The sequence below is a fragment of the Kitasatospora sp. NPDC114501 genome (assembly GCF_055633695.1).
Window position 1 is genome coordinate 314,252 of sequence record NZ_JBVKDS010000005.1, and the last position, 25,474, is coordinate 339,725.

At 74.3% G+C, this 25,474-nt stretch carries 28 protein-coding genes; 12 read left to right on the forward strand and 16 right to left on the reverse strand.

The features are described 5' to 3' along the window. Positions 1-76: 76 nt before the first annotated feature. From ACZ7RU_RS12395 to ACZ7RU_RS12410, 4 genes are all read right to left on the reverse strand, one after another. Positions 77-1,036, reverse strand: coding sequence for a hypothetical protein (locus ACZ7RU_RS12395; RefSeq protein WP_470340848.1), 960 nt, complete (start codon positions 1,034-1,036; stop codon positions 77-79). Then, positions 1,033-1,884, reverse strand: coding sequence for a hypothetical protein (locus ACZ7RU_RS12400; protein WP_470340849.1), 852 nt, complete (start codon positions 1,882-1,884; stop codon positions 1,033-1,035). Before ACZ7RU_RS12400 ends, ACZ7RU_RS12395 begins: the two co-directional genes overlap by 4 nt. After that, the gene (locus tag ACZ7RU_RS12405) at positions 1,881-2,693 is read right to left on the reverse strand and encodes a hypothetical protein (protein WP_470340850.1); all 813 of its coding nucleotides are present in this window, start codon (positions 2,691-2,693) and stop codon (positions 1,881-1,883) included. The genes ACZ7RU_RS12400 and ACZ7RU_RS12405 overlap by 4 nt, the downstream gene beginning before the upstream one ends. A 73-nt stretch (positions 2,694-2,766) precedes the next feature. Continuing rightward, the gene (locus ACZ7RU_RS12410) at positions 2,767-3,624 is read right to left on the reverse strand and encodes a hypothetical protein (protein ID WP_470340851.1); all 858 of its coding nucleotides are present in this window, start codon (positions 3,622-3,624) and stop codon (positions 2,767-2,769) included. A gap of 390 nt (positions 3,625-4,014) precedes the next feature. On the opposite strand from ACZ7RU_RS12410, the gene ACZ7RU_RS12415 reads away from it, so the two are divergent. Then, entirely contained in the window at positions 4,015-4,785 is a 771-nt protein-coding gene (locus ACZ7RU_RS12415; protein ID WP_470340852.1) for a hypothetical protein, read from the forward strand. Positions 4,786-4,818: 33 nt separating this feature from the next. On the opposite strand, the gene ACZ7RU_RS12420 is transcribed toward ACZ7RU_RS12415, so the two are convergent. The 4 genes from ACZ7RU_RS12420 to ACZ7RU_RS12435 all read right to left on the reverse strand — a co-directional run bounded on the left by ACZ7RU_RS12420 (position 4,819) and on the right by ACZ7RU_RS12435 (position 6,666). After that, positions 4,819-5,175 carry a hypothetical protein gene (locus ACZ7RU_RS12420; RefSeq protein ID WP_470340853.1) on the reverse strand — a complete coding sequence of 119 codons (357 nt, stop codon included), beginning with the start codon at positions 5,173-5,175 and terminating at the stop codon, positions 4,819-4,821. 156 nt (positions 5,176-5,331) lie between these two features. Continuing rightward, entirely contained in the window at positions 5,332-5,532 is a 201-nt protein-coding gene (locus ACZ7RU_RS12425) for a DUF397 domain-containing protein (protein ID WP_470340854.1), read from the reverse strand. Positions 5,533-5,605: 73 nt separating this feature from the next. Beyond that, complete coding sequence (locus ACZ7RU_RS12430) at positions 5,606-5,812, reverse strand: DUF397 domain-containing protein (protein WP_470340855.1); 207 nt, start codon at positions 5,810-5,812, stop codon at positions 5,606-5,608. After that, positions 5,812-6,666 (reverse strand): helix-turn-helix domain-containing protein, encoded by an 855-nt coding sequence (locus ACZ7RU_RS12435; protein WP_470340856.1) that lies wholly within the window; start codon positions 6,664-6,666, stop codon positions 5,812-5,814. The genes ACZ7RU_RS12430 and ACZ7RU_RS12435 overlap by 1 nt, the downstream gene beginning before the upstream one ends. Positions 6,667-6,914: 248 nt before the next feature. Here ACZ7RU_RS12435 and ACZ7RU_RS12440 point away from each other — a divergent pair, with 248 nt between their 5' ends. From ACZ7RU_RS12440 to ACZ7RU_RS12450, 3 genes are all read left to right on the forward strand, one after another. Further along, positions 6,915-7,319 carry an ATP-binding protein gene (locus tag ACZ7RU_RS12440; RefSeq protein WP_470340857.1) on the forward strand — a complete coding sequence of 135 codons (405 nt, stop codon included), beginning with the start codon at positions 6,915-6,917 and terminating at the stop codon, positions 7,317-7,319. Then, positions 7,316-7,582 (forward strand): hypothetical protein, encoded by a 267-nt coding sequence (locus tag ACZ7RU_RS12445; RefSeq protein ID WP_470340858.1) that lies wholly within the window; start codon positions 7,316-7,318, stop codon positions 7,580-7,582. The genes ACZ7RU_RS12440 and ACZ7RU_RS12445 overlap by 4 nt, the downstream gene beginning before the upstream one ends. 127 nt (positions 7,583-7,709) lie before the next feature. Further along, positions 7,710-8,732, forward strand: coding sequence for a DUF5937 family protein (locus ACZ7RU_RS12450; RefSeq protein ID WP_470340859.1), 1,023 nt, complete (start codon positions 7,710-7,712; stop codon positions 8,730-8,732). Between the two features lie 54 nt (positions 8,733-8,786). On the opposite strand, the gene ACZ7RU_RS12455 is transcribed toward ACZ7RU_RS12450, so the two are convergent. Further along, positions 8,787-9,770, reverse strand: a complete 984-nt coding sequence (locus ACZ7RU_RS12455) for a helix-turn-helix transcriptional regulator (protein WP_470340860.1) — start codon at positions 9,768-9,770, stop codon at positions 8,787-8,789. Between the two features lie 178 nt (positions 9,771-9,948). On the opposite strand from ACZ7RU_RS12455, the gene ACZ7RU_RS12460 reads away from it, so the two are divergent. The 3 genes from ACZ7RU_RS12460 to ACZ7RU_RS12470 all read left to right on the forward strand — a co-directional run bounded on the left by ACZ7RU_RS12460 (position 9,949) and on the right by ACZ7RU_RS12470 (position 13,209). After that, positions 9,949-11,067, forward strand: coding sequence for an alpha/beta hydrolase (locus ACZ7RU_RS12460; RefSeq protein WP_470340861.1), 1,119 nt, complete (start codon positions 9,949-9,951; stop codon positions 11,065-11,067). Positions 11,068-11,124: 57 nt separating this feature from the next. Next, positions 11,125-12,243 carry an RICIN domain-containing protein gene (locus tag ACZ7RU_RS12465; RefSeq protein ID WP_470340862.1) on the forward strand — a complete coding sequence of 373 codons (1,119 nt, stop codon included), beginning with the start codon at positions 11,125-11,127 and terminating at the stop codon, positions 12,241-12,243. 435 nt (positions 12,244-12,678) lie between these two features. Next, on the forward strand, positions 12,679-13,209 hold the full coding sequence (locus ACZ7RU_RS12470) for a ricin-type beta-trefoil lectin domain protein (protein WP_470340863.1): 531 nt from the start codon (positions 12,679-12,681) through the stop codon (positions 13,207-13,209). A 140-nt stretch (positions 13,210-13,349) separates the two neighbouring features. Here ACZ7RU_RS12470 and ACZ7RU_RS12475 read toward each other — a convergent pair whose 3' ends face one another. Both ACZ7RU_RS12475 and ACZ7RU_RS12480 read right to left on the reverse strand, forming a co-directional pair. Next, positions 13,350-13,763 carry a hypothetical protein gene (locus tag ACZ7RU_RS12475; protein ID WP_470340864.1) on the reverse strand — a complete coding sequence of 138 codons (414 nt, stop codon included), beginning with the start codon at positions 13,761-13,763 and terminating at the stop codon, positions 13,350-13,352. 4 nt (positions 13,764-13,767) lie between these two features. Then, the gene (locus ACZ7RU_RS12480; protein ID WP_470340865.1) at positions 13,768-14,289 is read right to left on the reverse strand and encodes a peptidylprolyl isomerase; all 522 of its coding nucleotides are present in this window, start codon (positions 14,287-14,289) and stop codon (positions 13,768-13,770) included. Between the two features lie 184 nt (positions 14,290-14,473). On the opposite strand from ACZ7RU_RS12480, the gene ACZ7RU_RS12485 reads away from it, so the two are divergent. Continuing rightward, a complete protein-coding gene (locus ACZ7RU_RS12485) occupies positions 14,474-14,665 on the forward strand; it encodes a hypothetical protein (RefSeq protein ID WP_470340956.1) in 192 nt (63 codons plus the stop codon). Between the two features lie 87 nt (positions 14,666-14,752). On the opposite strand, the gene ACZ7RU_RS12490 is transcribed toward ACZ7RU_RS12485, so the two are convergent. Then, complete coding sequence (locus ACZ7RU_RS12490) at positions 14,753-16,363, reverse strand: ALF repeat-containing protein (RefSeq protein ID WP_470340866.1); 1,611 nt, start codon at positions 16,361-16,363, stop codon at positions 14,753-14,755. Between the two features lie 171 nt (positions 16,364-16,534). On the opposite strand from ACZ7RU_RS12490, the gene ACZ7RU_RS12495 reads away from it, so the two are divergent. The 4 genes from ACZ7RU_RS12495 (at position 16,535) to ACZ7RU_RS12510 (ending at position 21,774) form a co-directional block, all read left to right on the forward strand. Further along, on the forward strand, positions 16,535-17,479 hold the full coding sequence (locus tag ACZ7RU_RS12495) for an NAD-dependent epimerase/dehydratase family protein (RefSeq protein WP_470340867.1): 945 nt from the start codon (positions 16,535-16,537) through the stop codon (positions 17,477-17,479). 159 nt (positions 17,480-17,638) lie between these two features. Then, a complete protein-coding gene (locus ACZ7RU_RS12500) occupies positions 17,639-18,583 on the forward strand; it encodes a hypothetical protein (protein WP_470340868.1) in 945 nt (314 codons plus the stop codon). 187 nt (positions 18,584-18,770) lie between these two features. Beyond that, positions 18,771-19,841: a helix-turn-helix transcriptional regulator gene (locus ACZ7RU_RS12505; RefSeq protein ID WP_470340869.1), complete on the forward strand. Its 1,071-nt coding sequence runs from the start codon at positions 18,771-18,773 to the stop codon at positions 19,839-19,841. A gap of 142 nt (positions 19,842-19,983) precedes the next feature. Continuing rightward, positions 19,984-21,774: a glycoside hydrolase family 35 protein gene (locus ACZ7RU_RS12510; RefSeq protein ID WP_470340957.1), complete on the forward strand. Its 1,791-nt coding sequence runs from the start codon at positions 19,984-19,986 to the stop codon at positions 21,772-21,774. 19 nt (positions 21,775-21,793) lie between these two features. On the opposite strand, the gene ACZ7RU_RS12515 is transcribed toward ACZ7RU_RS12510, so the two are convergent. The 4 genes from ACZ7RU_RS12515 to ACZ7RU_RS12530 form a co-directional block, all read right to left on the reverse strand. Beyond that, positions 21,794-22,606: a DUF4253 domain-containing protein gene (locus ACZ7RU_RS12515; RefSeq protein WP_470340870.1), complete on the reverse strand. Its 813-nt coding sequence runs from the start codon at positions 22,604-22,606 to the stop codon at positions 21,794-21,796. A gap of 206 nt (positions 22,607-22,812) precedes the next feature. Next, positions 22,813-23,811 carry an aldo/keto reductase gene (locus ACZ7RU_RS12520; RefSeq protein ID WP_470340871.1) on the reverse strand — a complete coding sequence of 333 codons (999 nt, stop codon included), beginning with the start codon at positions 23,809-23,811 and terminating at the stop codon, positions 22,813-22,815. Between the two features lie 54 nt (positions 23,812-23,865). Then, a complete protein-coding gene (locus tag ACZ7RU_RS12525; protein ID WP_470340872.1) occupies positions 23,866-24,732 on the reverse strand; it encodes a S1 family peptidase in 867 nt (288 codons plus the stop codon). 121 nt (positions 24,733-24,853) lie between these two features. Next, positions 24,854-25,408: a hypothetical protein gene (locus tag ACZ7RU_RS12530; RefSeq protein ID WP_470340873.1), complete on the reverse strand. Its 555-nt coding sequence runs from the start codon at positions 25,406-25,408 to the stop codon at positions 24,854-24,856. Positions 25,409-25,474 lie beyond the last annotated feature (66 nt).

Genomic DNA, 25,474 nt, shown 5'->3' on the forward strand with positions numbered 1-25,474 from the left:
GAACCGGCGCCCGGACGGACGGCGGGCCGGCGCCCCGGGTGGGGACGCCGGCCCGGTGGGGTCGGGTGAGTCGGGGTCAGGCCAGCAGATCCGCCTGGAGGGTGACGACCTGGCGGAAGGGGGTGACGGGGACGCCCGCGGGGTTGGTCATGGTGACGACGGCGAGGATGTCGGAGGCGGAGAGGTAGCCGAAGCGGGCGGTGGGGGCGCCGTTGGGGCCGGCCGTGGTGGATTCCATGGTGGTGAGGCTGGTGCCGTCGACGGTGTCCCAGCTGTCGTGGGGGGTGGTCCTGGTGTCGGGTGCGGCCTTGGGGCGGGCCTTGGCGCGCAGGGCGCCGAAGGCCTCCCAGGACTCCCGGAAGGAGCCGAAGCGCAGCAGCCGGATCTGGGTGCGGGTGCCGTCGGAGGCGGTCCACTCCCGGACGGTGGCCGCGCGGCAGGCTTCCTCCAGGAGCAGGGAGTGCATCCTGGCCGCGTCCTGCTGTTCCTCGGCGATCGCGTCGCAGGGCACCCACCGGCCGGGCGCGGAGGCGGCGGCGGGCGTGGCGGCCGGGGCCGGGGCCGTCGGGGAGGCGGCGGGCGATCCCGAGGCGGTGGGCGATCCCGAGGGGGTGGGGCCGAGGGTGGGGGCCGGGAAGACGGGTGCGGTCAGGGAGCCGCCGGCCTCCTTGGGGGCGGGCAGCAGCAGGTGGCGCAGGTCCGCGTGGTGCGGGGACGTGCCCTTGTCGTCCGGGGCGCTCTTGCCGGCGGGCAGCGGCGGCAGGGTCAGCGGCGCGAAGGTGTAACGGCCGTCGCCCGCGGTGGCCAGGCCGGGCAGGTCGGTGCGCTCGGGCGCGGTGACCGCCAGGGCGGTGCCGGTGCCGGCGAGGACGAACACCAGGGCCGCGCAGCTCCAGCGCACCGCGGCCTTGCGGCGGCGGGAGCGGAGGGCCTCCCGCTCCGCGAGGACGGCGGGGTCCTCGGTAGCGGGAACGGCCACGGCCTCAGGAACGGCGACGGCCTGGGGAGCGGTCGGCGGGGCGGACTGGTCGGTCATGCGGACGCTCCCGGGCGGGCGAGGCGGTCGAGCTGGAGGGTGAAGAGGGCGACGATCCTGTCCTTGGGCAGTGGTGCCACGCCCTCGGCGCTCATGATCACCAGGAGGTCGCCCTCGGCGGCCGAGCACTCCAGGTAGTCGATCGGCGCGGACGGCGGGGCCGGCATCAGGTAGCAGTGCGCCTCGGGGTGGCCGGGGACGGCCGGGCCGACCCGGAACAGGCCGGTGTCGCCGGTGAAGACCGCGGTGTACTCGTTGATCCGCTGCACTTCCTGCTGGTTGAACTGGCGCAGCTTCAGGCCGATCACCAGGTCGTCCCCGTCGGCGCGGTAGGTGCGCACGCCGGTGGCCTTGACGTGCATACCCTCCCAGTAGGAGCGCATCGTGTCGCGCTTCGCCTTGGGGAGCTGCTGGAGGTCGGCGTCCAGTTCGGCGGACAGCTGCTCGCGGTTCAGCTCGGTGTCGTTGCCGTAGCCGCTGTCGTCCGGGCCCAGCTGGTAGCCGGCCGGGACGGGCAGCAGCAGGTCGCGCAGCGAGCCGAAGTGGCTGCCGTTGGACTTGGCACCGTACGGCGTGGCGGCCGCGGTGGGGACGGGAGCGGCGGCCGGGGCGGCGGTGGCCGGCGCGGGGGCGTCGCCGTACTGGGTCCTGATGATGCCGACGCCGACGGCCACGCCGACCAGTGCGGCCGCGGCGGTCGCGGCGCCGGCGCGCAGCAGGCGGCGGGAGGCGGGGCTCGGCGCGGCGGGGGCCTCGGCCCCGGGCGTCGGCTCGGGCGCGGCGGGAGCGTCGGGCGCGGCGGGGGCCTCGGCCGCGGCCGGAGTCGCGGTCATCGTGTCGTCGTTCATATGAGCCGCTCCCACTGCCGCTTGGCGAGGTCCTTGAGGGTGTCGGGGTTCACCGGCTGGGTGCCGAAGACCTCGATCGTCATCTGCAGCGAGCCGCGCTTGGCGATGGCCTCGCCGTAGTAGTACTGCTCGGTGCTCTCGGCCCAGTGGTGGGGCTCGGCGTCCACCTTGTAGCCGCCGTTGGCGTTCTCGGCGAAGGTCTGCGGCCAGGTGGGGGACTTCGCGTTGTCGGCGTGGTCCGCGGTGTACTGGACCAGTTGGACGCGGTACCGGACGTCGTCCTTCTTCCAGTCCACCTCGGCCGCGCGGCGGAAGCCGTTCGCGGCGAGGTCCTTGAACATCGCGGCCGACCTGCCGCTGCGCTCGGCGACCTCGCCGATCGAGATCCAGCTCGGCTTGTCCGGGTAGTCCGCCCAGGGGGTGCTGCCTTCGGGGGCGCCGACCAGCAGCTTGGTCAGGTCGCCGTCGATGGCGAGCGGCCCGGGCTGCTCGGCGGCGAGGGCGGCCGGGTCGACCGTCTCGGCCGGGTACGACGGGCGGGCGACCTGGAGCGGCGGCAGCGGCGTGGGCGGGCGCTGGGCCTGCACGGCGTAGCCGACGCCGCCGCCGGCCAGGGTGCCCAGCACCAGGGCGCAGGCGGTCAGCAGCACGGGGCGGGGGCGGCGCGGGGCGCGCGGGGCGGGGGCGGGCTCGGCCGCGAGCGGCGCAGCAGGCTCGGCGGGGACGGCAGGCGCGGCGGGCGCGGCGGGCGGCGGCGGAACAGCGGCCGCGGGCGCGGCGGGCACCGGCTCCGCGGATTCGGTGGTCACGGAAGTGGCTCCAGAGGAGGAAGGGAAGGAGGTGGCGTCGGGCGGGCGGTCGGGGCCGGGGCCGGGGCCAGGCTCAGCCGCCGGTGGTGAGCCACTCGCGCTGGCGCTTCATCAGCTCGTTGAGCAGCGCCTTGTCGGGTGTCCCCTTGACGTCGACGTCGATCGTGTACTGGACGTCGCCCTGGCTGGAGATGCCGGTCATCGAGCCGGTGTACGCCTGCTGCTTGGGGGTCTTCAGGTAGCCGCGGCCGCCCTGGTCGCCGTCGATGTCGAAGGGGTCCATCGACTTGATCTTGTAGTTCCTGACGAAGTCGCCCGCCATCGCGGTGGAGCCGAACTTCAGCAGGGTGACGGTGACTTCGGCCTTGCCGTCGGCGGTCCGGTACATCCGGGTCGCGCCGCCCTTGTAGCCGTAGGACTTGAGGATGTCCATGATGCCGTCCTGCTTGCCGAAGATCTCGGCGACGTCGTCGTCGGTCATGGTCACCCCGTCCACGGGGCCGTAGGACTCGCCGCCGGCCGGGATGGGGAGCAGGAAGTAGCGCAGGTCGCCCTCGTGCCTGCCGCCGCTGACGGTGCCCTTGACGGTGCTGGCGGGGGCGGGTTCGGCCGGGGCGGCGGTGGGCACCGGGACGGGCGCGGCCGACGGCGTCGCGCTCGCGGTGGCGCTCGCGCTCGCGGCGGCCTTCGACGGGGCGGGGGCGGCCGTGGCCGGGCGGGCGGCGGGCTTGCCGACGGCGACGGTCACCGCGGCGCTGGCCGCGGTGACGGCGAGCAGGCCGGCGGTGGCCAGCGCGACGCCGACGGCGCGCGGCAGCCGGCGCGGGGCCGACTGCGGTGCGGCAGCGGGCTGCGGTGCGGCGGCGGGCTGCGGTACGGCGGCCGGTGCCGGAGGTACGGCGGTGGCGCCCTCGTTCTCGGGCTCGGACAAGGGAATCCCCCCAGGAAGAATGCGGAATCTCACGCGCGGGCCCCTCGCGGGAACCACTCCCCCAAGCGGGTTCCCCGGGCTTCCGTCACACGTGTCGGCAGGAATTATGAGAGGCCGCCGGTGCCGCTGCCAACACAGAAAATGCCCGCACTCTCATCCAATGTTCGACGAACCGGACACACCGTGATCGAACCGCAATGGGCCACTGCCTGCGGTGATGACGCAGTGTCGACACATCGATTCGAACACGGCAGGTGGAGTGGAACGGGTTCGCGACCTCGGGCGGGCACGAGCGGAACCGCTCATCCCGCCCGCCCGTCATCTCCACCAGGGTCGCCGCAGGCTCGACGGCGCCTTCGCGCTCTCCACCACCGAGGTCCGAGGAGATCCATGGCCGACACCGTCAACTCACTGGCAGCCCGTGTCCACGAACTGCTGGTGGCGATCGTGACCGAGGGTCCGACCGCGAGGAGCGCCTCGGGCCTCCAGGACGTCGTCGCGCGGGCCACGGCGCTCGGCCCCGACGGCACGTGGCTCGTCGCGGCGGGCCACGCGAGCCTCGGCGACCTGGCCTTCGCGCACGGGCGGACGGACCAGGCCGTCCTGCACCTCGACGCGGCGGTGACGGCCGGCTTCAACGACTGCGTGGGCCTGCACGTCCCCACCATGCGAGCGCTGCACCACGACCCCCGCTTCCAGGCCGCGTACCGGCGGATGCGCATCACCATGGCCGACCTCGACGAACTCTTCTGGCTGCACCGGGAGATGCGGATCGCGGTACAGGAGTCCCAGGACGCGACCGTCGACAACCTCGGCCGCCTCGACACCGGGGTGTCCCTGCTCCCCAAGGCCCCGATGCCGACCCGCGAACCGGACACCCTCGGCGTCTGGATCACCCGCATCGACCTGGCGGCGCTACAGACCGCGCTCCAACAGGCCGCCGTCAAGGCGGAGTTCCAACGCAGCGCCGGCAACACCAGCCTCAACCTCATCGACGACACGTGGGACTACCACCGGGCCAGGAACGACGCCTGGTACGCCGACGACCTGGACACCCGGCGCCAACGGGCCGCCGAGGCGCGGGCGTTCGTCGAACGCCCGGGTGTCAGCACCGAACTCGTCCCGTGTCCGCCGCTGGGCTCGATCACCTACCCGGGCTGAGCAGGCCCCCGGCGGCGCGGCGGCGCAGGGGGTTCAGGCCCGGGTCAGCGAGCCCTCTTCGAGGCCGTCGAGGACGAACCCGTTCTCGAAGCGCACCCGGTACAGGGTCTGGGTGCCGGAGCCGGCGCCGCCCCCACTCGCCCGGATGACCTTCTGCCGGAGGTCGTTGATCAGGTAGGACGCGGAGGCGTCGAACTGGAAGCCGCGGACCTGCTCGTCGAAGAGCGCCACATGCTCCGAGGCCGCGGTGGTGGCCTCCTGCGCCGAGCCCGTGACGATGCCCATCAGGCCCTCGCCCAGGAAGAGCGGCCCGGGCAGGCCGGCGGTGCCCTTCTCGGTGACCTGCACCTCCCTGGTCAGTCTCACCGTCGCACCGGTCTCGTACGGCATGGCGTGGCCCCCCTCGGTCGATCTTGGCCCTGGCCCTGGCGAGCGTAGTCGAGATGCCACGGCGGGAAAGGCCGTCCGGCAAGATCGGGAGCCCCAGGGGTCTTTGACGGACTGGGCGGCCACGCGGTGTACGCGGGGCCGCCCAGTAGAAGTACGTCAGGAGCCTGCGGGGAAGTCGCCGGCTTGGATGCCCCCGACAAAGGACCGCCACGCCTCGGGCGAAAAGGCGAGGGCCGGGCCATCAGGGTCCTTGCTGTCCCGAACGGGGACGATGCCCACAAGGCCGTCGGCCACTTCGACGCAGTTGTCGTTCGGATTGCTGTGGCTGCTCTTGCGCCATGTCAGGCGGGGTGTCACGAAGGTGACCTCCTAAAGCCCTAAGCTGGCCGTGGGTTGCCCCGCACGATAGGGGGCAACCCACGGTACTTGGTCAGCTGTTGACCGGGAAGTCTCCGGCCTGGATGCCCGCGACGAAGGACCGCCACGCCTCGGGCGAAAAGGTGAGGGCCGGGCCATCAGGGTCCTTGCTGTCCCGAACGGGGACGATGCCCGCAAGGCCGTCGGCTATCTCGATGCAGTTGCCTTGGCCATTGCTGTACGTGCTCTTGCGCCACTCGATGGCGCGGTAATCCCGCATCACGGGGAGTACTCCTCTGCGACCTTCTTCAACCATGTGATGGACTTCTCCGGCTGGACCGACGACGCCATGAGGCGGTGGAACACATCCTCGTGACGAGCGATCTCCTGCGGTCGCTCCGAGTAGATGCTGCTGGTCGCGGTCTCGGAGTAGGCCACGCTACCGGGGATGTCATCGAAGGAGAGGACCGAGAACGAGGCGCCCATGGCCGCATGCGCCCCGGCTGAGAACGGCAGCACCTGGATCGTGATGTTAGGCCGCTCGTCCGCCATCGCGGCCAGGTGGTGCAATTGCTCGGCCATGGTCGAACTGCCGCCCACCGGACGCCTCATGACCGCCTCACCGATGATCGCCCAGAGTTGTGGCGGCTCATCGCGGTCGAGAATCAGCTGGCGTTCCATTCGCAATGCGACTCGCTTCTCGACGTCTTCGGCGGACTCGGTCGGATTCATGGACCGGATCACGTGCCGCGCATAAGACTCGCTCTGTAGAAGACCTGGCACCAACTCGCATTCGTAGGTCGCGATCCTCGCCGCATCCGACTCGAATCCCACGTAGGCGCGGAACCAATCCGGCAGAGCATCCCCGTACGCATGCCACCAGCCCTGCCGGCGGCTCTGGCGCGTCAGGCCAAGGAAGTGCTTCACCTCATCGGGTGAAGTAACGCCGTAGTGCGCCAGGAGCTTCGCAGCGTCGCGCTCCTGCAACGGCACCAGGCCGCTCTCGATACGGCTCAGCTTCGAGGCGGACCAACCCAGCGCGGCGGCCACGTCCTTGGCGTTCAGCTCGCGCGATGCGCGCAACTTGCCCAGCTCGCCACCGAGCCTACGCCGCAGCACGGTCGGACTGCCCATGCGTCACACTCCCTGGCTGTTCGCTTCCTTGCATAGTTTGCCACCCCTCCCGGAGGCTCAGTCTCGCGACCGAAAGCATGCAATTGCACGAGAGAAGCGGTTGCATGCAATCGTCTGGCTAGGGCAATCTACAGCCAGTAGTCCTTCGGGTTGCCTGAGTAACCACGACCGTCTACCGCCGGGCATCCCCATGCCTCCGCCCGGCTTCCACATGGCTTCAAACCCCGTCCCTGGAAGGTGCCTTCGCCATGTCCTGCCACTCCTCCACCACCTGGCTGCCGCGCAGCCGCCGCGCGCCCGGCGAGGGGCGCCTCCACCTGTCCGAGCTCCTCGCCTCCACCCCCGCCGGAGCGCGCTTCCTCGATTCCGGGCTCCTGATCGTCTCGGAGCTCGTCACCAACGCCCTCGTGCACGGCACGCCGCCGGGGCACCTCATCCACCTCGCCCTCGACCTCTTCCTCAACCCCTCCCCCGCCCGCCTGCGGATCGAGGTCCACGACGCCCGCCGCGACCGCGAGCCCGTCCTGCGTGCGCTGACCCTCGACGGGGAGGCCGGGCGCGGCCTGTACCTGGTCAAGTCGCTCTCCGCCCGCACCGGTTGCTCCCCGCGCGAGCACACCGGCAAGATCGTCTGGTCGGAGCTGACCGCATGAGGGCCGACCACGACGTCCTCGTCGAGGTCCCGGGGCTGCGCCCGCCCGCCGTCCACACCCTCAACGCCGACGCCCTCGAACGGATCTGGGCCTCGGTCCGCCATCTGCCGATGTCCCGCTTCGAGCACTACCTCCTGGAGCGCCGCCTCACCGGCCCCTGCGCCCGGCGCGACGTCATCCGCGACCTCGCCGACCACCCGGTCCTCACCCTCCCCGTCGGCGACCGCGAGCTCCGCATCAGCTGGGCGAACCCGGCCTGCTGAGCACGTAGTTCCCGCCCCGGGTCCGCTGGCCGACGAGCCCCGCTCTGGACGAGGATGGCCGTCGAGAGCGGGAGGACGGGCAGCAGCACCGGCAGCAGCCGGTCGGGCTTCGCGGGAGGGCGACGACGTGCCGTTACGCATTCACTTCACCGTGGAGGACCTCGCGCGGACCCGCATCGCCGACAGACCCGCGCCCTGCCTCGAACTGACCACCGCGGCCCGGCACCTCCAGGAACGCACCCACGCCGTACGGCTCGGGGCCTGGCGCCACCGCACCCTCACCTCCCTGCACCCCGCCTCGCGCATGGTCCTCGCGCTCATGCCCCCGCGCGGGCCGATCACCGGATTCCTGAGCGGCGCGAACGCCGCCACACCCGTCGAGCTGATCGAACAGGTCCGCTCCACCCCCCGCGCCCGCCTACGGGCCAGCCTGGAGCACACCGCTCAGGTCCAGCCCCTGCCCTCGTGGGCCCACCGGCTGCCCGACGACCCGCTGCTGCTACGGCACTTGTGCGACGGCCTGGAGCACCTGGCCGGCCACGCCCTCCTCCCGCACTGGCAGGAGGTCCAGGCCATGGCGGCGGCCGACGCCGCGGTGCGGTCGCGCCAACTGCTCGGCGGCGGCGTCGCGGCCGTCCTCGCCCGCGTCAACCCGCGGCGCATCCGCTGGCGGGCGCCCGTGCTGGAGGTCGCGATGGCCTCCGGCCTGGACGCCGACGTGCACCTGGCCGGACGGGGGATGCTGCTCCAGCCGTCGGTGTTCGCCGTCGAGGCCCCGGTCGTCGACCTCGACGCGGCGCCGCAACCCGTCCTCAGCTACCCGGTGGCCCGGCTCCAGGGGGCCGCGGCCACACCGCTGTTCGCGGCCCTCCCGTCGGGCACCCACCGGGCCGCCCCGACGGCCGACGCCGTCGGGTCCGTACTGGGCCACACCCGGGCCGCGGTGCTCAGCACCATCGCCCGCCACCCGGGCTGCTCGACCCGGCAGCTCGCCGCGCTCGTCGGCATCGCCACGGCCAGCGCCAGCGAGCACGCCACGACGCTGCGCAACGCGGGCCTGATCGACACCCACCGGGACCGCCAGACGACCGCCCACGTCGCCACCTCCACCGGCCTCGCTGTGCTCGACGCGCCCTCCGGACGGCCCTGACCGGACGAGGAGGCCGGGCCCCGGCCTCCGTGTGAACGGCGGCTCAGGCCGCCGTCACAGCCACCCCCGCCGCGCCGCCTGGACGCCGGCCTGGAAGCGGGTGGTGGCGCCGAGGTGCGCCAGCAGCGTCGACACCCGGCGCACCACGGTGCGCCGGCCCAGGCCCAGCCGGCGGGCGATCGCGTCGTCGGTGGCGCCGCCGGCCATCAACGTGAGGATCCGCCGGTCGCGTTCGTCGACGCGCAGGTCGACCTCGGCCATGGAGGCGGGCACCGCCAGGCGCCACAGCGTCTCGAAGACGGCGGTCAGGGCGTTCAGCAGGCCGGAGGGCCGGATCAGCAGCGAGACGACGCCGGGGCGGTCGTCGGCGGGCACGGTGACGATGCCCAACTCGTCGTCTCCGATGGCGAGTTTGAGCGGCGGCTCGTCCAACGTCCGGGCCTGCTCCCCCGCCTCGATCATCCGGGCCATGTTGGGCCCGACCACCGGGTGCTGGAACGCGCACCCCTGGTAGATCACGCGGTAGACCACGCCCGCGGCCATCCGGCGGCGCTGTAGCACCTCCTGGTCGAGGTAGTGGGCGGGGCTGCCGGAGTACGGCGGCACGTCGATGACCCGTAGCTGGTGGCGGGCGGCGAGCTGGAGGCGCCGGCTGGCGGCCAGCACCTCGGCCGGGTCCTCGACCACCTCCAGCGCCCCGTAGCTGCCGGTGTCGCGGCGGGCGAAGCGGTAGAGGCGTTCCAGTTCGGCCCCGGCCCGGCGGGCGGTGGCCTGGCGCAGCGCGTCGTGCTGAAGCACCGCCTCGACGACCCGGGCGGGCGGCAGGGCCTCCCAGGCGTGGTGGCGGTCGTCGGCGCTGTCGGTGGTGTCGAAGGCCACGGCGACGCCCTCGTCGGCGAGGTCGCGCAGGACGGCGAGGACGGTGTCCTCGTCCAGGCCGCTGTCCCGGGCGAGTTCGGGCACGCGGGCGCGTGGCCGGCCGACCAGGCTGTGGTAGACGCGGCCGCGTTCGGATTCCGGTTCCAGTACGTCGTGCACGACGGCCCCCCAGGCATCGCGTTCCCCCCGCCCCGCTCGGGGCCGGGAGAGCCTACCCGCGCGGGCGGCGCACATGCGCCAGTGGCCCAGGTGCGCCGTCGGAGGCTCTGGCGTCGGGGCGGGGCCGCTGGCGAGAGTTGTCGGCGATCAGTCAGATCACTGAAGGCCGAGGACGCCCATGAACCCTGCCCGGCTCCGGCGCGCCCGCGCGGCTCTTGCCGCCCTGGCCGCCTGCCTGCTGCCGCTCGCCGCACCGCCCGTGGCCTCCGCCGCCTCCGCGTCCGCCGCCGCTCCCGCCGTACGGGCCGGGGCCGACGGGCCGCCGCCGCTGACGGACGGCTTCGGGCTGACCCAGGTCGGCGCCGCCACCGGCAGCGCCACCGACTTCGTCGTCACCGTCACCACGGCACAGGTCGCCGGGCCGCACACCATCCGCATCCTGCTGCCCGCCGACTACGCGGCCCAGCCGGACCGGCGCTACCCGGTGCTGTACTTCCTGCACGGCGCCTCGGACAACCCGAGCGACCCGGCGCTGGCCTACCCCGCGCTGACCGCCGCCCAGTCGATGATCACCGTCATCCCGGACGGCGGCCTGCGCGGCTGGTACACCGACTGGCTCGACCAGAACACCGCCGCCGGCGCGCAGAACTGGGAGACCTTCCACCTCCAGCAGGTCCTGCCGTTCGTCGACGCCAACCTGCGCACCCGCACCGACCGCGCCCACCGGGCCGTCGGCGGGCTGTCCATGGGCGGCTTCGGCGCCCTGCACTACGCCCAGGACCGCCCCGACCTGTTCGGCCAGGTCCTGACCATGTCCGGCGCCGACGACCTGTCCGCCGACGAGATGGTCATCCGCGGCGCGGTGGTCGCCACCCTGACCAACGCAGGCACCGTGCTCTGCGGCCCCAGCGACGGCCACCCCTGCGCCCTGGACTTCGGCCCCACCGTCTCCAGCGACGCGATCTTCGGCACCCCGTACCCGGTCTTCAACGCCGACTGGCGCTGGAACGCCGCCGACCCGGTCGCCCGCGCGGCCCGGCTGGAGCACACCGGCATCGCCGTCTACACCGGCAACGGCAACAACAACCCCGCCGACATGGAGTTCTGGGCCGAGGGCACCGCCAAGCGCCTCAAGCAGCGCCTGGACGCGCTCGGCCTGCCGTACCGCTTCGTCGACTACGGCGACGGCACCGGCTGGGGCGCCGACTGCCACGGCGGCCACACCGCGGGCTGCTGGGCGCAGGACCTCGTGGACTACGTCCCGCGCCTGGAGGCGGCCTTCGCCGCCGCGCCCTGAGCCCCGCGCGCACCGCTCCTCTCCCGCAACACCGTTCCCGACGAAAGGACTCCACCCTTGCCCGCCACCACGACCCCCGGCCGTACGGCGTCCTGGCTGCGCCTGTTCGCGGCCCTCCTGGTGACCTGTTGCGCCGCCCTGGGCCTGGGCACCGCGCCCGCCCACGCCGCATCGGCCACCCCGGCCGCCGCCCCGGCGGCCGCGCCCGCCCCGCTCGCCGCCTGCGCCTCGCCGCAGCAGTGCCTGACCATCAAGTCGCTCAGCAACGGACGCCAACTCGACGTCCAGAACGGCAACATGGGCGACGGCGCCTACATCGTCACCAACTCGGCGCCCGGCTACCACCAGTCCTGGCGGCTGAGCGTCGACCCGGCCGACTCCACCTTCGCCATCGTCAACAACGACACCGGCAAGTGCATCGACCTGGCGTTCCTCACCCCGGCGCTGCGCCAGCAGTCCTGCGCCGGGCAGGCCAGCCAGCGCTGGTACTTCCAGCCGGCGCCCGGCGGCGGCGACTCGTTCATGATCCGCCACAAGGGCGACAACACCTGCCTGGACCTGCTGCTCGGCGGCAACTACGACGACGCCTGGACCGACCAGTACACCTGCAACGGCACCCTCAACCAGCGGTGGTCCACCGGCTTCGAGCAGGCCGCCCGCAACCTGGCCGTCGACCACGGCGCCAAGCAGTGCCAGAAGGACGCCTCCAGCTGCTCGTGGGCCACCAAGAGCGAGGCCCCGGCCGCGCCGCTGCCGCGGGTGTGCGCCTCCTCGGTCTGGTTCAACAACACCAGCAGCGCCGTCCAGCAGAACTTCGCCGTCACCGACACCAGCGGCTGGTCCAACTCCATCGGCACCGAGATGGGCAGCGAGATCGGCGGCGGCGCCCCGGGCGCGCTGACGGCCGCGGTCAAGATCGGTCTGAGCTTCCAGAACGTCTGGAACGGCTCGCGCAGCGTCAACAACGCCGTCACCGTCTCCGTCCCGCAGCAGCAGTACGGTTGGGTGACGCTGGCCGAACTCGCCCGCAAGGTCACCGGCACCTGGACCTTCGACGCCCACGGCATTCCGTGGACCGCCGAGGACACCATCACCATCCCGGTCACCTCCGACAACAACGGCGGCGCCACCCTCTACATCGCCAACACCAGCGCCACGTTCAGCAGCTGCTCCTGACCTAGCGTCAGCTCGCGGCTCCACGGCCGCCGCCCGCACTCCAGCGGGCGGCGGCCCCCGCGTTCCCCGCCCCGGCCGTACGGCGACCGACCCCGACGCCGGGAGCGAACGCCGGCAGTGGAGCCCGAGCGAAACCGGCGGGCTGCCGCTCATCAGGAGAGGCAGACCCTGGCGTCCCGCGGCACGCCCCCGACCTGCGCGTTCGCGCGAAGCTGCGGGCGGCCGGACATCTGGCTAGCCTGGTCGGGTGGACACGAAGCATCTCCGTGCCCACCGGGCCTCGGGAAGCCCGACAGCCGGGGCGGCGAGCGATCCGCCCCCTCGGGCATCCCCCCGGCGCGGCCCCGTGGCCGCAGGGCTTCCGGCGCCATCCGCCGAAGAGCCCGCACACCTCTCGGACCCCCCACAAGGGAACAGCGCATGAGAGTGACCAGCATGTCTCCTGCCAAGCGCCTCGCGGTCGCGGCCATCGCCGCCGCGCTGCTGGGCGGCACACCCGGCCTGGCCGCGGCGGCCGCCCCGCAGGCGGCATCGCCGCCCCAGCAGAGCGAACCCACCTGGCTCCGCTACGAGGTCCAGCCGCCGAACAGCTCCACGAAGGGCATGGACGTCGACAGCAGCGGCAAGGTCGTCATGGCCGAGCGCGAACAGAACAACGACCACCAGTTCTGGAACCTGAGCGGCACCCCCGGGAAGCAGCTCTTGAAGAACAAGGCGACGGGCACGTGCCTGACCGCGCCGGGCAACGGCGCCAAGGGCCCCGTCACGCTCCAGACCTGCGACGAGAAGAACGTGAACCAGCAGTGGAACAGGCAGTACTGGGATAGGGGCCTGATGACGGTCTCGCTCGCGGCCCACCCCGAGCTCTACCTCACCGGGAGCGCACAGACCGGCGGCGCGGTCACCGTCGAGAGCTACCACGGGACCTACGTCCAGCACTGGAGCCTGGTGCCCCCGGGGTACTGATCCCCCCCGGACGACCACCCACCCCGCCGCGCGTCCCCGGCATCCACCGCGCCGAGCGCTCCGGGTTCACCGCCGGCGACCGGCGCAGCGACCGGGCCGCGCCGGCCCCGGCGTGACCCGAATTCGTTCCTGACGCTTCGTCAACTCGCCGGTCGGCGACCGCGGTCCAGCAGGGCCAGTGCCTCGCGCACGGCCAGGCGGCCGGCGGTGCGGAAGGAGTGCTCGCGCGAGTCCACCAGGTGGACGACGGTGTGGTGCACCACCAGCGCCAACGCCACGGGAACGCCGGGCAGTTGCTCGGCCAGCTCCGCGCGCACGCCCTCGGCCAGGGCGGCGTGGAAGCGTTCCAGGTCCCCGGGCTCCGGTCCGCCCTTGACCGTGGCGCCCGGGGCGGACTCGAGGTGCAGGCCCTCCTCCCAGGGCTCGAAGTCCACGGTGACGATCGCGACGTCGCCCGGGCAGCTGGTCTGGTGGACGTAGCCGGCGCGTACGCCGCGGACCGGGCGGGGCGGGAAGGGGCGGCCGGCGGCGGTGACCGGAGCGTCGGAGGTCATCGGGTCAGGAGTGCTCGATCTCGACGGAGGTGATCACCACGTCCTGGAGCGGGCGCTCGTTCTCGGTCGGGGTGGCGGCGATCGCGTCGACGACGGCCTTGGAGGCGGCGTCGGCGACCTGGCCGAAGATGGTGTGCTTGCGGTTGAGGTGGGCGGGGGTGCCGACCGTGATGAAGAACTGCGAACCGTTGGTGCCCGGGCCGGCGTTGGCCATCGCGAGCAGGTACGGCTTGGTGAAGAACAGCTCCGGGTGGAACTCGTCCGCGAAGGAGTAGCCCGGGCCGCCGGCGCCGGTGCCGGTCGGGTCGCCGCCCTGGATCATGAAGCCCGCGATCACCCGGTGGAAGAGCGTGCCGTCGTAGTACGGGCCCGTGCCCGGCTCGCCGGTGCGCGGGTCGGTGTACTCCCGGGTGCCCTCGGCGAGTTCGGCGAAGTTGCGGACCGTCTTCGGCGCGTGGAACGGGAACAGCTCCAGGCGGATCGGGCCCGCCGTGGTGTGCAGGGTGGCGAACTTGGCAGTGGCCACGGATGACTCCTCGGGGTACGGCTGGGGGGTACGGCTGACGGGTGGGGCTGCGGGCGGCCGGTGCGGTGACCTGGGCCGTTCGGCTACCGCATCCTGGCACAGCCTCCGCACCCGCGGCCGAACCGGGTGGGAGGATCCGCACGTCACACGTATCAGGACGTCGGGAGAAGGGTGGGTGGCCGTGATGGTCGGTGCGGTTCTGGTGGGGGTGCTGGTCCTGGTCGTCGCGGGGTGCGTCTGCGTGGTGTGGGCCGACCGGGGCGGGCCGCGCTGGACCCGCGCGGTCGCGGCCCTGACCGTCGGCGCCGGGAAGGCGGTGCGCAGCTACCAGCGCAACCGGCCCCGCCAGGGGAGCAGCAGCGGGGACGGCGACTGAGCCGACCGGGCCGGGCCGGTCCTGGACGGTCCTGGACGCGGCGCGTCCCCGGCCGCCGGGGTGGGCGGCCGGGGACGCGAGGGGGTGTCAGCTCTCGGTGGAGCGGCGGCGGGCGGCCACGACCAGGGCCGCGCCCGCGGCGAGGGCCGCGGCGGCGCCGCCGGCCTCCCAGCCGAGCCCGTCGGTGCCGGTGGCGGCGAGCGTGCCGGAGCCGGTGGTGGCCGTACGGGTGCCGGTGGAGGTGCCCGTGCCGGTGGTGCCGGTGGTGCCGGTGCCGCTGGTGGTGCCGGTGAGGCCGGCGGGCTGGACGGTCTGCGGCTGCTGCCCGGAGCCGCCGGTGCCCGTGCCCGTGCCGGGCTTGGCCGCTGCGGCCTCGTCCTCGGCCCTGGCCTTGGCCCAGCCGTCCTTGAGGAAGGCCAGGATGTCCGTGTAGCTGCGGCCCTCCAGGGCGGCCAGGGCGGCCTTGCGCACGGCCGGGCCGCCGGTCTCGGCGATCTGGGAGACCTTGAGCCGGTTGTCGCTCTCGCGCAGGGCCGGCAGCTCGACGGCCAGGAAGCGCCGCACGTCGGCGGCGGTGCCGTCCAGGGCCTTCTGGGCGGCGGCCGCGGTGTGCGGGCCGGTCTGCTTGTCGGCGATGACGCGCAGCACCTCGACCCGGTCGTCCTCGTACTGGGCCTTGAAGAAGCCGGTGGTGAGGAACTCCTCGACGGCCGCGTTCGTGCCGGCGTCCAGGGCCTTGCCGGCCGCCTCCCGCACGGCCCTGCCGCCGGCGTCCATGAGCTGGGCGAGCTTGACCCGGTTGTCGTCGGCGCGCTGCTTGGGCAGCTCGACCTCCAGGAAGTGCCGCAGCTCGGCGGCGCCGCCCTTGAGGGCCTTCTCGGCCGCCTCGCGCACACCGGGGCCGCTGGCCGGGTCGGCGAGGATGCGCTCGACCTCGGCCCGGTCGTCCTCGGCGCGGGCGGTGTACTGCCCGGTCTTCAGGAAGTCGAGGACGTCCTGGTAGGTGCCGTCCAGGGCCTTGGACGCGGCCAGGCGCAACGCCGGCCCCGCGCCCTCGGCGCCCCCCGAGATCCGGGCGAGGCGCAGCAGGTTGTCGGGCCGCTGCTTCTCCGCGAGCTCGACCTCCAGGAAGTGGCGCAGCTCGGCGGCGCCGCCCTTGAGGGCCTGCTCGGCCGCCGCGCGGACCTTGGGGCCGGTCAGCGGGTCGGCGAGGATGCGCTCGATCTCGGCGCGGTCGTCCTGGGCGCGGGCGGTGTACTGGCCGGTCGTCAGGAATGCGGTGATGTCGGCGTCGGTGCCCCGGAGGGCGGCCTTGGCGGCCGCCTTCACGGCCGGGCCGCCCAGGTGGTGGATCTGGGAGGCCCTGACCCGGTTGTCGATCGCCCGCTGCTCGTCGAGTTCGACCTCCAGGAAGTGGCGCAGCTCGGCGGCGCCGCCCTTGAGGGCCTTGTCGGCCGCCTCGCGCACACCGGGGCCGCTGGCCGGGTCGGCGAGGATGCGCCGGACCTCGGCGCGGTCGCGCTGCTCCTGGCCGTCGCCGTCCTCGGGTGCGGCGTCCTTGACGGAGTCGGAGCCGGTGTCGGGGCCGGAGACGCCGGTCGGCTTCGGGGTGTCGGAGGCCGAGGCCGTGGTGGGGAGGAGGACGGCGGGGGCCAGGACGGCGGCCGCGACGACGGCGGACACCCGGGGCAGCTTCATCGAGAGCAAACCTGCTTCATGTGAAGGGGTCATGAACGTTCGCCAGCATAGATCCACTTTTATGATCGCCGTACCGGTTATCCGGCGCCCGGCAGCCGCGCCCACCAGCGGGGTTCCCCCGCGCCGCGCCCCGCGTCCCGCCCGTCCGAGGGCGTCGCTAGGGTGTGGCGGATGAGCTTCCACCTGGTCGTCGGACACGGGCCCGCCGGGGCCGCCACCGCCCGCCTGCTGGCCGAACAGGGCCACGAGGTCCGGGTCGTCACCCGCACCGGCCGCCCGGCCGGGCCGGCCGTCCCCGGCGTCGAGCACCTCGCCCTGGACGCGAGCGACCCCGTACGGCTGGCGCGGGCCGCCCGCGGGGCCGCGGCCATCCACGGCTGCGCCGCGCCGCCGCTGCCGCAGTGGGTGCGGCTGTGGCCGGCGCTGGCCGCCTCGCTGTGCGCGGCGGCCGAGGAGAGCGGCGCGGTGCTGGTCATGCTCGGCAACCTGTACGGCTACGGGCCGGTGACGGGGGCGATGACCGAGGACCTGCCGCTCGCCGCGACCGGGCCCAAGGGGCGGGTGCGGGCGGCGGCCTGGGAGCAGGCGCGGGCGCTGCACGAGGCCGGGCGGATCCGGGCGGTGGAGGTGCGGGCCTCGGACTTCTTCGGCCCCGGCGTCACCGACGGCGGCCACCTGGCCGCGCGGGTGATGCCCGGTCTGCTGCGGGGACGCCCGGTCGCGGTGATCGGCGACCCGGACGCCGCGCACAGCTGGACCTACCTGCCGGACGTGGCCCGGGCGATGGTCGAGATCGCCGGCGAGGAGCGGGCCTGGGGCCGGGCGTGGCACGTGCCCACGGTCGCGCCGATGCCGGTGCGGGCGATGGTCGAGCGGCTGGCCGCCGAGGCCGGCGGCGGGCCCATCGCGGTGCGCCGGCTGCCTGCGGCCGCCCTGGCCGTGGCGGGGCTGTTCTCCCCGCTGCTGCGCGAACTGCGGGAGGTGCGCTACCAGTTCGACCGGCCGTTCACGGTGGACTGCTCGGCGTACGAGGCCGCGTTCGCGGTGCGGGCCACGCCGCTGGAGGAGCAGCTGCGGGCGACGGTCGCCTGGTGGCGCGAGCGCGCGCAGCCGTAGCCGGTCGGGCGGTGGGATCGGCCGGGTCGTCGGGCTCGGCCGCGCGGGGGTGCCGGTGGGGTCCTAGGAAACACGGATACCGGCGGTCGACGGGGTGCTGACAGGCTGACGGCGGTCGGCCGACCGCAAACCGTCGTCTCCCCCGATCTGGAGATCCCCGTGCGTTCGCTGGTCCGAAGTCTCACCCTCGCGGTCGTGCTCGCCCTGAGCGGCCTGGCGCTGGTGCCGGGCACCGCCTCGGCCGACACCCTGGTGACGGTCCTGTACAACCAGGGGTCCGACCGCTGTCCCGACGGCACCACCTACGGCAAGCCCGACATGCACCCCTGCGCGCCGTCCGACAACCCGGGCAAGTTCGAGTTCAGGCCCGTCCCGGGCAGGCCCGGCTCCTTCACCGTCCGCACCGGCGTCGACCCGAACTCCTGCCTGACCGACGGCCCCAGCGCCAACCAGTGCTACGTCGACGAGCCGCTCCAGCGCTGGCAGGTCACCCCGTTCAACGCCACCGGCGAGACGGCGAAGTGGGGCCTGGTCGGGGTGCGGCTGAAGAACGAGGGCAGCGGCCAGTGCCTGGACAACCGGCGGAAGAACTTCGGCGGCTGGACGCCCTACATGGTCGACTGCTTCGACAGCCCCTACCAGCAGTGGGACATCGACACGCCCTCCTACACGGCCATGTTCGGCCCGATCGGCGCCCACAAGGGCATGACCTGGGCCAACCTGGAGCAGCGCGCCGACAACCTGGTGCACGTCGGCTACGACGGGCAGAGCGACCCGTACAACGGCGACACCTGGGCCGGCTTCCGGCTGCCGGTGCTGTGCATCAAGCAGGACGGCCGGCCCGCCCCGGCCGGCATGCCGCCCACCTCCGGCTCCCACGCCTGGGGCGGCGGTGAGCTGAAGGCCACCGCGCCGGTCGCCGGCACCCAGCTGACCGGCCGGGCCGTCGCCGACCAGCTGTGCGCCTCCTCCTTCGGCACCGGCTTCCGGATGGCGGAGTTCCACGACGCCGGCGGCTGGGGGATGTGGGCCAACGGCACCCTGCCGACCGGCACCCGCTTCTGGACGGCCATCAACGACCAGCCGGCCAACCTGTGGAGCTGACCTCGCTCCCCGAGTGACGAGGGGACGGGGAGCCGGGTACGGGGGGACGGGGGCGGGCGCGCCGAGCAGTGGCGCACCCGCCCCCGCTCTCCCATCCTCGCCCGTCCCTCCTCGCCCAGCTCTCCGCGCCCGTCCCTCCGGGCCCGTTCACCGGACGGCGGGGCCCGGCTTCCGTAGTATTCCGTCCGTGGCCAAACGACGTGACATCGAGCGGGAAGTCCTGGGATCCATCCGCGAGTTGGCGGCCTGCCGGTTACCCGCGGCCGAGCTGTTCCGCGAGCTGCACGCCCTGCTGCTGAAGCCGCTCGGCTTCGACGGCGGCTGCTGGCACGGCAACGACCCGGTCACCGGGTTCCCCGTCTCCACCGTCGCCGACAGCCTCGACCTCTCGCAGTTCGAGCAGGCCGTCCAACTGGAGCTCCAGGGCGAGGACACCACCACCTTCGCCGCGATCCGCACCGCCGGCCACCGGGTGCAGACCGTCGGCCGGGCCACCGAAGGGCGCCCCGAACGCAGCCTGCGCTACCGGGAGTTGCTCCACCCCTGCGGCTACGGCGACGAACTGCGGATCAACTTCGACCTCGGCGGCGGCCGCTGGGGCTCCGCGGCGTTCATGCGCGAACGCGCCCGCGGCCGCTACGACCTGCCCGACCTGCGCCTGGCCGAACGCGTCGCCTCCCCCATCGGCGCCGCCCTGCGCGACACCCACCTCGCCGCCCTGCGCGGCCCCCGCCCGCCCGTGCCCGCCCCGGCCGTGGCGGTCCTGGACGGCTACGGGCGGCTGCGCTCGGCGGACGCGGCGGCCCGCGAACTGATCGGGCGGATGGCCGAACCCACCGCCCACACCGGCGGGGTGCCCACCGGCTTCCTCACCCCCGCCCGCCAGGCCGCCCGCCGCGGCACCCCCGTGGAGGTGCGGGCGTGCACCCCCGACGGCCAGTGGCTGACCCTGCACGCCTCCCCGCTGGACGGCCGCCGCGGCGGCGTCGCCGTCGTCGCCTCCCCGGTCTCCCCCGTCCAGCGCCTGCCGCTGGCCCTCCTCGCCCACGGCCTGTCCCCGCGCGAACAGCAGGTCGCCCTGCACGCGGTGCGCGGCGCCAGCACCAAGACCATCGCCGCCCGCCTCCACCTGACCGTGCCCACCGTCCAGCAGCACGTCACCGCGGCCCTCCGCAAGACCGGCGCGGGCTCCCGCCGCGAACTCGTCGCCCTCCTGATGGCCGACCACCTTCCCACCCTCGGCCTGCCCCCGCAGTGACCGAAAGGCCCGCCACCCCGGCGCCGGGCCCGGTCAAGGGGGAACGGCTGCCGCGACACCCGGGCACAGACCGCCCGCGCGGCCCGTTCCTCGCTAGGCTCGGCGGTGCCAGGGTCTGCGGTGGGAAGGCGGGGTGCGCGCGATGCTCGGGTACGACGCGGACGGGTTCGTCCGGGACGGGGCACCGCACCGGGTGGTGGCCGGGGCGGTGCACTACTTCCGGGTGCACCCGGGGCTGTGGGAGGACCGGCTGCGGCGGGTGCGGGCGCTGGGGGTGAACACCGTGGACACCTACGTCCCCTGGAACTTCCACGAACTGCCCGACCGCACCGTGGACTTCACCGGCTGGCGGGACGTGGGCCGCTTCGTGCGGCTGGCCGGCGCCCTGGGGCTGGACGTGATCCTGCGCCCGGGACCGTACATCTGCGCGGAATGGGAGTTCGGCGGGCTGCCCGCCCGGCTGCTCGCGGTGGACGGGCTGCGGCTGCGCTGCGCCGACCCGGCGTACCTGGCGGAGGTGGACGGCTGGTTCGACGCGCTGGTACCCGAACTGCTGCCGCTGCTGGCGAGCCGGGGCGGCCCGGTGGTGGCGGTGCAGGTGGAGAACGAGTACGGCAGCTACGGCGACGACGCCGCCTACCTCGCCCACCTGCGCGACGGCCTGGTACGGCGCGGCGTGGACTGCCTGCTGTTCACCACCGACGGCGCCCACGACACCATGCAGCAGGGCGGCGCCATCCCCGGCCACCTCGCCACCGCCACGTTCGGCTCCCGCGCCCCCGAACGCCTCGCGGTGCTCCGCCGCCACCAGGGCGAAGGCCCGCTGACCGCCATGGAGTTCTGGATCGGCTGGTTCGACCAGTGGGGCCTGCCGCACCACGTCCGCGACCCGAAGGAGACCGCCGCCTGCCTCGACGAGCTGCTCGCCACCGGCGCCTCCGTCAGCCTCTACATGGCGCACGGCGGCACCAGCTTCGGCCTGTGGTCCGGCGCCAACCACTCCGGCGCCCACCCGCTGGACGCCGGCTACGAGCCGACCGTCACCAGCTACGACTACGACGCGCCGATCGGCGAGGCCGGCGAACTGACCGAGAAGTTCCACGCCCTGCGCGAGGTCATCGGCCGCTACCTGCCGCTGCCGGACGGCGACCTGCCCGAGCCGCCGCCCCGGGTGGCCCCGCAGCGGCTGGAGCGGGCCGACGGGCGGGCGCCGCTGGCACCGGCCCTGGACGCGCTGTCGCAGCCGCGGCGCCACGCCGCGCCGCTGCCGATGGAGCAGGTCGGACAGGACCGCGGCCTGATCCACTACCGCACCCGCGTGCCCGGCCCGCGCCCCGAACTGCCGCTGCGCATCGACGGGTTGGCCGACCGGGCGCAGGTCTTCGCGGACGGCCGCCCGATCGGGACGCTGGAGCGCAACTCCCCCCGCGCGACGCTGCCGCTGGCCACCGGGCCCGACGGGGTCGTGCTGGACATCCTGGTGGAGGCGCTGGGCCGGGTGAACTACGGCCCGCAGATGGACGACCGCAAGGGCATCACCCGCGGCGTCTCGCACGGCCACCAGCGGCTCTTCGACTGGCAGATCCGGCCGCTGCCGCTGACCGACCTGTCCGCGCTGCGCTTCACGGACGACGCCGAGACACCCGACGGGGAGCCGGCCTTCCACCGCTTCACCGCCGAACTCCCCTGCCCCGCCGACGCGTTCGTCGCCCTGCCCGACTGGGGCCGCGGCCTGCTGTGGCTCAACGGCTTCCTCCTCGGCCGCCACTGCGCCGCCGGCCCCCAGCGCACCCTCTACGCCCCCGCCCCGCTGTGGCGCGCCGGGGCCAACGAACTGGTCGTGCTGGAGCTCGAACGCCACGGCACGGCCGTGGAGCTGCGCGACGAACCGGACCTCGGGCCGGTCACGGCGGCGCCCAGCTCCGAGTACTGACGCCCGGTCCGGGACCGGGTCAGTCCCACCAGAAGGACCACTGGTGGGCGCCCACCAGGCCCTCGGCGTACTCGGTGAGGGTGCCGGTGCCCTGGAAGACCAGGTCGGGGCAGAAGGCGGTGTGCTCGGCGGCCAGCGGGAGCGCCTCGGCGAGCGTGGCGGGCGGCACGGGGACGCTCAACTCCAGGGTGTCGAAGCCGACTTCGACCACCTGGGCGCCGAAGCGGCGCTCCCAGTCGGCGAGCACGGCGGCGATCTCGCCGGTGCCGGCATGGTTCGCCGGGCCGCCCCAGCCGCAGACCGTCAGCGCCTCGGCGCCGCTGCCGGCCCGCACCAGGCCGAGGCGCGCGCCGTTGAGCCGCAGCACCTCGGCCAGCTCCCGGGCCTCGGTGCCGGCGGCGCCCTCGGGGACGGCGGCGGCGGGGGCGAGGCCGGGCCAGGCGCGGCCGTAGGGGGCGAGGGCCTCGTCCAGGATCTCCGCGTCCTCGCTCTCCTCCCCGTCCTCGTCGTCCCCGTCGACCTGCTTCCACCAGGTGCGCAGCAGGGCGGCCGGGTCGTGGTGGGAGGGCTCGGCGGCGTCGGTCGGGTACAGCTCGCCGGACAGCCACGGCCGGTAGTCGGGGCCGGTGCGGTCCAGCGGGGTGAGCAGCAGCGGCCACAGCCCGCTCTGCGGGTGGGCGCGGTGCAGCTGCCGCCACAGCCCGCCGGGGGCGGGGCCGTCGCTGATCCACAGCAGCGGCCGCCGCCCGTCCTCCTCGGTGACCAGCCGACCGGGCGGCAGGTCGACGGGCAGGACGGCCAGGGCGGCAGCGAGGTCCGGGTGCTCGATCATGCGGCCACCGTAGGGGCGGGCACCGACAACAGGCAGCGGCGGCCGGGCGCGGGCGGGGAAGCGGCTGCGGGCACACCGTCCATCCCGGCGCGTGGGAAGTCGGCCCCGCCGACTTCCCACGCGAACACCCACCCCACTCAAACAGCAGCGACAGCCCAACCTCGTACGCCACCCGCCCCCACGCGGTGGGATCCCTCGTCGTCGCGTCAGGACCAGGGCAGGGACGCCCGGGTGCGCCAGTACGTCTCGGCCGGTTCTGCCATGGCGGTGAGGGCGGCGAGGTCTTCGGGGGTGGGGTGGAGGTCGGTGGCGGTGAGGTTGGAGGTGAGCTGGTCGAGGGTGGCGGCGCCGGAGAGGACGACGTCGGCCCAGGGCTGGGCGGCGGCCGCGGCCAGGGCGAGGGCGTCGGGGGTGGTGGCGGTGCGGTCGGCGAGGGTGCGCAGCGGGGCGGTGTCGGGGCCGGTGGCGTTGCGGCCGGCGAGGCGGCCGTTGGCCATGGCCTCCTTGACGACGACCAGCCAGCCGGCCGCGTGGGCTTCGGCGAGGGCGGGGGCGGCGGAGGTCTCCAGCAGGTTCCAGGTGGACTGGACGGCGGTGAACAGCGGGCGTCCGGCGGTGGTGACGGCCAGGGCCCGGCGGATGGTGTCGGCCTGGGCGGGGCCGCTGGTGGACAGGCCGACCCGTACGCCGTCGGCGGCGAGGGCGGCGAGGCGCTGGTGGAGGGCGGGGTCGGTGAGGGCGGGGCTGTCGGGGGTGACGGAGTGGACCAGGTAGACGTCCAGGTGGTCGCCGAGCAGGGTGCGGGTCTCGTGGATCTGGCGGTCGTAGACGGCCGTGGAGTGTTCCTTGACCTCGTGGGCGGCGACGGCGCTGGTCCGCCAGTCGGCGGTGTAGGTGTAGCCCCACTTGCTGGCGACCGTCACCTCGGCCGCGGCGCGGGGGTGTTCGGTGAGCCACTGGCCGAGGAACTCCTCGGCGCGGCCGTAGGAGCGGGCGGTGTCGAGGTAGCGCACGCCGGCGGCGTACGCGGCGTCGAGCAGGGCGTGGGTGCGCTCGCGCAGGGCGTCGACGGTGCGGTCGGCGGGCAGGTCCGCGTCGCGCCCGAGGTTGATGTAGCCGGGCCGGCCGACGGCCGCGGTGCCCAGGCCGAGGCGCGCGGGGTGCGGGGGCGCGGCGGCGGGGGTTGCGGTGGGGTCGGTCGGCATGGCGGGGTCTCCTCGGGCGCGATGGTTCTCACCTGGGACTTTAGCCTCGCGACGTCAGCTGCCGGTGAGGGTGGCGCGGATCCAGGGGGCGTAGGCGGGCACGTCGGTGTACAGGCCGGGGCCGCCCGCGCAGGGCACGCCGGGGGCGCCGGGGCCGGAGGTGGTGCCGACCAGTTCCCAGCGGCCGCCGCGCCCGCGCTGGATCTGGGGGCCGCCGGAGTCGCCCATGCAGGCCATGGCCTCGGGGATCCGGCTGAGGGTGCACAGGCGGGTGGGGTCGGCCCAGCCGGGGGCGCAGTCGGTGGTGGCGCCTATGCGGGAGGGCAGTTCCTGGAGGCGGTCGGGGAAGACCATGTCCGGGAAGTTGGGGGTGTCGACGACGGTGCCGAAGCCGAGCAGCCGGGTGGGGGTGCCGGGGGTGGCGGGGTGTTCGGCGATGCGGACGGGCTGCTGGGGGGCGGGGCGGTCGAGGCGGACGAGGGCGAGGTCGTTCCGGTTGGGGCGGGTGGCGCCGTCGCCGAACTCGAAGCCGGGGTGGACGACGACGCGGTCGACCTTGCGTACGGTGCCGCCGCTGTCGCGGTGGGCGCTGCCGATGCGCACGGTGCCCTTGAGGGTCAGCTTGGTCTCCTCGTCGCCGACGACGCAGTGGGCCGCGGTGAGCACCCACTGGCGGTCGATCAGGGTGGCGCCGCAGGCGCCGTCGGCGAGTTGGGCGGCGCTGAGCGGGAGGGTGGCCATGAAGGGGTAGCGCTCGGTGGAGTCGCGGCCGTTGATGATCGCCGAGGCGCTTCCGGTCATGGCGGTGGCGCCGAGCGCGGCGGCCAGGGCGGTGACGGCGGCGGCCCTGGCGGCGCGGCGGCGGGTCGTACGGGTCGTACGGGCGGTGCGGTCGGTGCGGACGGTCGTACGGAGGTGCACGGGTGACGGCCTCTCGGTTCGGTTGGTGCGGATGCGACCAGCCAACCCGGTGCCCGCCGTCCGCGACATCCGGCCAGCGGGCCGCTCCGACCTGGGGGTATCCCCCGCACCCGCCGACGGGCTACCGGGTGGCCCGCCCGGCCTGTCCCGGCGACGACCGCGGCGACGACAGCGGCCGCGCCGCGGGGGCGGCGGTCCCGCGCCCGGGTCCACGCCCGGGTGCGGGCTCGGGTGCGGGCTCGGGTGCGGGCTCGGGCCAGCCCGAGGAGGAGGTGCGTACGGCCTGGACGGGTGCGCCGACCGGCTCCTCGTTCACGCGCGCGGCGCGCACCGGCGCCGCGGCCGGGGCGACGGCCTGGTCCAGGCGCAGCACGAAGTTGACGTAGTCGAGCGGTTTGCCCGGCCAGTGGCAGTCGTTGCTGGTGAGCAACTGGCTTCGCAGGCCGTCGTGTTCGGTGACCGGTCCGGGGGTGGTGCGCAGGTTGGGCTGCCAGCTGCGGCCCCACAGGAGGTGTTCCAGGGACAGTGTCCAGCTCTCCTCGTCGACCTCGATCGCGGCGCCGACCCGTCCGGGCAGCACCCGCAGCCCGTACGCGCCGCGCACGACCGCCCGCTGGTCGAAGTCGGCGCTCTTGCCGACGACGGTGATCCGCCATGCGCCGTGGAACCTGAGCACGTCTGCCTCCTGACGCCGCGGCGCCCGCTCCGGCAGGGGCGCCCCGTCCACGTCTACGGCCCGGAC

What these genes read in the sequence shown, in the direction of transcription:
- ACZ7RU_RS12495 (WP_470340867.1), top strand. Translation starts at nt 16,535, where the DNA reads ATGAGCTTCCACCTGGTCGTCGGACACGGGCCCGCCGGGGCCGCCACC.
- ACZ7RU_RS12485 (WP_470340956.1), top strand. Translation starts at nt 14,474, where the DNA reads ATGGTCGGTGCGGTTCTGGTGGGGGTGCTGGTCCTGGTCGTCGCGGGG.
- ACZ7RU_RS12440 (WP_470340857.1), top strand. Translation starts at nt 6,915, where the DNA reads ATGTCCTGCCACTCCTCCACCACCTGGCTGCCGCGCAGCCGCCGCGCG.
- ACZ7RU_RS12510 (WP_470340957.1), top strand. Translation starts at nt 19,984, where the DNA reads ATGCTCGGGTACGACGCGGACGGGTTCGTCCGGGACGGGGCACCGCAC.
- ACZ7RU_RS12430 (WP_470340855.1), bottom strand. Translation starts at nt 5,812, where the DNA reads ATGCGGGATTACCGCGCCATCGAGTGGCGCAAGAGCACGTACAGCAAT.
- ACZ7RU_RS12520 (WP_470340871.1), bottom strand. Translation starts at nt 23,811, where the DNA reads ATGCCGACCGACCCCACCGCAACCCCCGCCGCCGCGCCCCCGCACCCC.
- ACZ7RU_RS12420 (WP_470340853.1), bottom strand. Translation starts at nt 5,175, where the DNA reads ATGCCGTACGAGACCGGTGCGACGGTGAGACTGACCAGGGAGGTGCAG.
- ACZ7RU_RS12435 (WP_470340856.1), bottom strand. Translation starts at nt 6,666, where the DNA reads ATGGGCAGTCCGACCGTGCTGCGGCGTAGGCTCGGTGGCGAGCTGGGC.
- ACZ7RU_RS12515 (WP_470340870.1), bottom strand. Translation starts at nt 22,606, where the DNA reads ATGATCGAGCACCCGGACCTCGCTGCCGCCCTGGCCGTCCTGCCCGTC.
- ACZ7RU_RS12400 (WP_470340849.1), bottom strand. Translation starts at nt 1,884, where the DNA reads ATGAACGACGACACGATGACCGCGACTCCGGCCGCGGCCGAGGCCCCC.
- ACZ7RU_RS12415 (WP_470340852.1), top strand. Translation starts at nt 4,015, where the DNA reads ATGGCCGACACCGTCAACTCACTGGCAGCCCGTGTCCACGAACTGCTG.
- ACZ7RU_RS12475 (WP_470340864.1), bottom strand. Translation starts at nt 13,763, where the DNA reads ATGACCTCCGACGCTCCGGTCACCGCCGCCGGCCGCCCCTTCCCGCCC.
- ACZ7RU_RS12470 (WP_470340863.1), top strand. Translation starts at nt 12,679, where the DNA reads ATGTCTCCTGCCAAGCGCCTCGCGGTCGCGGCCATCGCCGCCGCGCTG.
- ACZ7RU_RS12490 (WP_470340866.1), bottom strand. Translation starts at nt 16,363, where the DNA reads ATGAAGCTGCCCCGGGTGTCCGCCGTCGTCGCGGCCGCCGTCCTGGCC.
- ACZ7RU_RS12445 (WP_470340858.1), top strand. Translation starts at nt 7,316, where the DNA reads ATGAGGGCCGACCACGACGTCCTCGTCGAGGTCCCGGGGCTGCGCCCG.
- ACZ7RU_RS12460 (WP_470340861.1), top strand. Translation starts at nt 9,949, where the DNA reads ATGAACCCTGCCCGGCTCCGGCGCGCCCGCGCGGCTCTTGCCGCCCTG.
- ACZ7RU_RS12395 (WP_470340848.1), bottom strand. Translation starts at nt 1,036, where the DNA reads ATGACCGACCAGTCCGCCCCGCCGACCGCTCCCCAGGCCGTCGCCGTT.